Source organism: Pontitalea aquivivens (assembly GCF_046507575.1).
GTDB lineage: Bacteria > Pseudomonadota > Alphaproteobacteria > Rhodobacterales > Rhodobacteraceae > Pontitalea > Pontitalea aquivivens.
In genome coordinates this window covers 1-5,187 of the sequence record NZ_JBKFEY010000057.1, presented here as the reverse complement: position 1 = coordinate 5,187, position 5,187 = coordinate 1, and the positions used below count along the sequence as shown (strand labels likewise).

Annotated in this window: 4 protein-coding genes; 3 read left to right on the top strand and 1 reads right to left on the bottom strand. The window is 59.0% G+C overall.

All coding sequences use genetic code 11. From position 1 onward, the window contains the following. Positions 1 to 903: oxidoreductase (locus tag ACK8OU_RS19795; protein WP_410305050.1), on the top strand; the 903-nt coding region annotated here is incomplete at its 5' end. A 714-nt stretch (positions 904 to 1,617) separates the two neighbouring features. Here the strand turns inward: ACK8OU_RS19795 and ACK8OU_RS19790 are convergent. After that, positions 1,618 to 1,824, bottom strand: a complete 207-nt coding sequence (locus tag ACK8OU_RS19790; protein ID WP_410305049.1) for a transposase — start codon at positions 1,822 to 1,824, stop codon at positions 1,618 to 1,620. Positions 1,825 to 2,439: 615 nt separating this feature from the next. Between ACK8OU_RS19790 and ACK8OU_RS19785 the strand changes: the two genes are divergently transcribed. Both ACK8OU_RS19785 and ACK8OU_RS19780 read left to right on the top strand, forming a co-directional pair. Beyond that, positions 2,440 to 4,602: a CaiB/BaiF CoA-transferase family protein gene (locus tag ACK8OU_RS19785; RefSeq protein ID WP_410305048.1), complete on the top strand. Its 2,163-nt coding sequence runs from the start codon at positions 2,440 to 2,442 to the stop codon at positions 4,600 to 4,602. Positions 4,603 to 4,818: 216 nt separating this feature from the next. Then, a partial coding sequence (locus tag ACK8OU_RS19780; RefSeq protein ID WP_410305047.1) for a MaoC family dehydratase occupies positions 4,819 to 5,187 on the top strand: 369 nt, incomplete at its 3' end.

Sequence of the window (5,187 nt, the reverse complement as noted above, 5' to 3'; positions counted from 1 at the left end):
GACGAAAATGAGCGCGCGCTGGAGCGCGTCGTGAAATTCTGCAAAGCGTATGGATCGGCCCATTTCGGCGTTCAAATCAGCCACGCCGGTCGAAAGGGTTCCACGCGAATTCCAGCCGCCGGGGGTGGCGGGTCGCGAGCTCCTGAATTTCTTCGCCCATATGAAGAGCCATGGCCAACGGTGAGTTGCTCCGCGCAGCCGCGAGCGCCGGGCTGGCCAGCCCCTGAGGCGCTCGACGAGGACGGTATGCGGCGGATTCTCGACGCCCATGTTGAAGCGACGCGGAGGGCGGCACGCAGCGGAGCGCAACTTCTAGAATTCGTAGCCGCCCATGGATATCTGATGCACCAGTTTTTGTCGCCACTCAGCAATGAGCGCAATGACGAATTTGGCGGAAACCTCGAGAATCGAATGCGCTATCCGCTGCAGGTGTTCAAAGCGGTTCGCGAGGCTTGGCCACCAGACCTTCCGATCTCAGTTCGCATTTCAGCGACTGACTGGGTAGAGGGTGGTTGGGACCCGGAGCAGTCGGTCGTCTTCAGCCGCAAACTGAAGGAATTGGGATGCGACGTGATCGCCGTGTCGTCTGGCGGGCTTTCGCTCAATCAGGAGATCACTCTAGGGGAGGGACATCAGGTCGAATTCTCTTCCCAGATACGGCGCGAGTCGGGGGTTCCGACCATGGCTATGGGCATGATCTTCGACCCGCACCACGCAGAAAACATCATTGCTCGGGGGGACGCCGATTTTGTTGCCCTTGCCCGGACGATGCTTGTCGATCCAAATTGGGCTTGGGGTGCTGCGGCTGTGCTGGATGCCGAAGTCGACTTCCCAAGACAACTTATACGCGGTTATCGTTCAAAGTGGCATCGCGCTAAGCTCAAGGAGCGTTGGATAAAGTGAGCTTCACAAGAGTGCGGAGCCACGTCCAGCGCAACCGCAAAGTAGAGACCTGTGTGCGGTAAGCATTATTCGTTTAGTTTTGTTTGAACTTTTCGGATTCGAGGTTAAAGGGCGCAAAGAGATCAGCGCCAACATCGTCGGCTGGCTTGTGACCCTCTCCTGTGAGAGTTAGGGTGGCCTTTTCCCGCTATCTAGCCATGGTGGATTACCTTCAAACTGCGTTTTATGTCGTAGGCAATGGCGGTGAGCGAATTTTGACCGCCTTGGTAAGCCCGCGCCATCCCATCCGACGAAGGCCGTAGCTTCGTTTCCATGTGCCGAAGATCTTCTCGATCCGACCACGAACGCGGTGATCGGCCGGTTCCAGGCTTTGAGCCGCCTAAACGTTTCAGCCTCGTCCCGTCCTCACATGCAGGTGGCGACGCGTGGCGTTCCACCCTTGGCGCGCACCGCTTCGCCGAAATGGTTGCCGCGATAGGCGCTGTCGGCAAAAACCTTGCCGGGATTGTCGGGCAGAGCATCAGGACGGACTTGCCGTCGTTGATGTTGGCGGGCGTGATGGCGATCTCCTTGACAAGGACCGTTTCGACATCGGCACCCACATGGGGCTTTGAAGCTATGAACTGCTGGTCGGCCCTGTGCTGACTCAACGGCTCTCATCGTCGTCTTCATTGGCCGAGACGATAATCGTCGCATCGACAAGCGTGCCGGTCTTCACCTGGATCGGGTTGGCTTTGAGCTGACGGGTGATCTCCTCGAACGGGTCTTTTCAATGGGCCACAAGGGCCTTGCGAAAAAACGCACGAAAGCCGTTCGTTCAGATGTCGGCTCCGCAGCCGAGAACCCGCAGAACCGTCGGAACGATCCTCTGTCGTCTGGCGCCTCAGCAAGCTTGACGCAGTACCAGATCGAGAGCAGCATCGCCTTGAGTAGGGCCATTGGCGACCGAGCAGGCTCGCCCTTCGCAGCACAGAAAACACACCAGGGCCTGTTCGACCGGCATCCAGTCAATCAGTTTGGCAACCGCATCCAAAGAGCCACGATCAACGGCAAAACTGAACCTTGCCTAACCAATGCGCCGACGTCCCTCGCATCCCCGCCAATCCATCGTTCAGATTGAGCGAATCACAGATTAACACGTCAGTCCAAACACGCGCTCAGAGGTCTCAAGTATACAGCGGTCATGTTGATTGACCGACATACGCCCCATGGCGGGGTTCTACGGTGTCGCCCCAACCCACGTTTGGAGATTGATCGGCCCGGAATTCGATTATGACCGACCCCTTTCGAAGGGAGTAACACCAACGGCGTTGACCGCTCCCTCTCGAGGGAGTCCGGCTTACGGTCAGCCACAACGGGCTCTCCAACCGGATCTTCGAGGGCGACGACGTCATCCGCGAAGGCGCTTGCGGCGTCTGGCGAAAACCGAGCGCACAGCCCAAGACCATCAAATCGATGACGAAAGGGTAGACAAAGCCGCTACAGAAACGTAGTCTGTTAAAAATGAACCCTGTTCCACCAAAAGAAATTAAGGCCGTGGAGGATGTTGTGGGCAATTCCGCGCTTGACGGCGTGCTTGTGGTGGAAATCGGCGAACGCCGAGCTCTAGCCGCATGTGGGCTTCTTTTGGCGCAAGCCGGTGCTACGGTCATTGTGCTTGAGCCGGAGGATGCCGGAGACCTCAACAAATGGAGGAGCCGCCCGACCCTGCTGGCGGGTAAAAGCAGCCTGTCTCTCAATGCCGAGCACGGCGACGTGGACCGCGTACTTCAAGCGGCGGACGTGGTGCTCCTTTCCTCCGACCAGGATCGGCCGATCCTTTCAGCAGTGGCGAAAAAGTTGAGTAGCGATGAAATCGTCTGCGAAATTACAAGTTTCGGCTCACAGGCACCGGCGCAGCGAGGCTGGCCGGAAAAAATCATCCAGGCCTACAGCGGCGTTGCTGAGGTCACAGGACTATCGGATGCGCGGCCGTCCTTGAGCGACGTTCCGGTGCTGGAGTTTCATGCTGGAATCTACGCTGCTGCCGGCGTGTTGGCCGCGCTGCGCGTGCGGGACCGCGACGGCGTCGTTCAGCGGCTGGACGTGTCAATCTATGAATGCGGCATCAACTCGCTGGCCACCTTCCTCCCGCTTCATTACGGTTACAGGAATACGCAACGCGCCGAAAACCGTCACCAGATGCTAGCGCCTTGGAATGCCTATCACGCCAAAGACGGCTGGGTTCTGCTTCGCTCGGCAAAAGACGAGCATTGGATGAAGCTATGCGATCTCATGGAGCGCCCGGAGCTTGCCCGTGAAGGTCCGTTCGTCAAGCTGGCGGACCGCCTCGACCGGGTGGATGAGGTCGATGCAGTTGTCAACGGATGGACCGGCAGCCAATCGGTGGAGGAATGTATCAGGTCCTTCTCGGAAGGAGGCGTGGCGTCAGGGCCGATCATCTCAGTCACCCGGTTCGAAACCGATGCAAGCATCGTCTATCGCCGGATGGTCCGCCGGCTTCACGACCCCGCGACGCAACGCAGCGCACTGATCGCAGGAACGCCGCTGAAAGCCTCGCGTACGCCAGGCGTGGAGTCAGAAGCTGCTCCGCTGCGCGGCAATGCCGACGCTGACCAGTTCGGAACACGATGCAAGACGCCGTTGCGCCAATCATCAATTCCCCGCGCGCCCTGCGAGGGATTGTTGGTCATGGAGATAGGCCAGTATACAACGGTGCCGCTCGCCGCGCGCCATTTGTCGTCGCTCGGTGCCGAAGTTCGTAAGATTGAGCCGCTGGCTGGGGAGGAGTCGCGCGCCTGGTCGCCGCACCAGACAGGGACCGGCTATTTCTTCGCGATGAGCAACAGTGGCAAGCGCAGCGTCAGCCTTAATCTTGGGAATCCGGCCGACAAGGAACTGTTCACAGCCCTCGTCCGCAAGGCGGACGTCCTCGTCGAGAATATGAAGCCGGGATCGCTGGCGAAACTTGGGTTTCCGCCATCTCGCCTCGATGAATTGAACCCGCGACTTATATACTGCGGCATATCCGGATTCGGCGCAGATTCCCGCCATCCAGGCCGGCCAGCCTTTGATACCGTCGTGCAGGCGATGTCCGGATTGATGGATCTGACGCGAGTTGAGGGGACACCGGTGGAGCTTGGTATCTCAGCCGGTGACATTACCGGCGGTATCTTTGCGCTCTATGCCGTCCTCACGATGATCGCCGAACGGGAGCGTTCCGGGCGCGGCCAAAGCATAGACTTGGCCATGCAGGACGCAACGGTGTGGCTGACGCAGACGTCTTGGAATGGAGAGGAGCAGGACACCTGCACGATTTTTTCCGTTTTCGACGGTTACATTGCCGCAGCGGCTCGACACCATGACGTGGAGGTCGTGCTTGCCAATGTAGGCCATCTTGATCGGGCAAATGCAAGCATGCGTCTGCGGGCTGCCGGGATTCTCGCAGTTCCGGTGAGATCCGTTGCCCGAGGTGGCGGAAGACCCGGAAACCTTCCAGTCCGGCGCGCTCGTGCGTCGAACGAGCGATGGGGTGGAATGGCCGTAGTTCAGCTGCCCGATACGGCTTTCCGCAACGACCCCTGCGGCATCGGAGCCGATCGGCGCGCGATCGGCGAGGGGCGAGCAAGAGCAGAGGAAATCGCTGTCGGGGTCGCGAGCCCAGCGCGGCACAATCGTGAGGAGAAAATTCGTGGCTAGCTACCTAGAAACTGAACCAACCGCGGTCGGATGCACTCAGACGTGCGGCGGAGCGCGCAAATCTCCGCACGAACACGGTTTGCGTCGTCTCGGACCGGCGCGCGACGCCTTGCTCAAGCGCATCTCATTGTGGGCGGACAAGTATATGTCCTTTCCCCGAATGCCCAGAAAGCGGGTGAAAGAATCTGCTGTTGGGCTGCCGGAAGGGTTCCTTGCATGGGTGATCCGATGACGAGTGACTGGACGGGAACGTACGAATCGCTGACCCTCGGTGCCTCTGAATCGAGCACTCAAGTCATTGACGGAGCAACGATTGATGCCTTCGCTCATGCGATCCAGAGCTTCAATCCGATTCACATGGATGGGGCTTGGGCGCGAGCTAACACCCATTATCCAGATCGTGTGGCACATGGCGTCATGACTTCGGCGCTGATGTCGAAGCCCATTGTGCAATTCTGCGAGCGGTTCCAGATCCGTACTGCCTTGCTGTCGACGTCGGCCAAATACCTTAAAGCTGTCATCGTCGGGGATACCGTGACGACATTTGTGCGCCTTGCCGGGAAGGACGATGAGAAGCGGCGAATT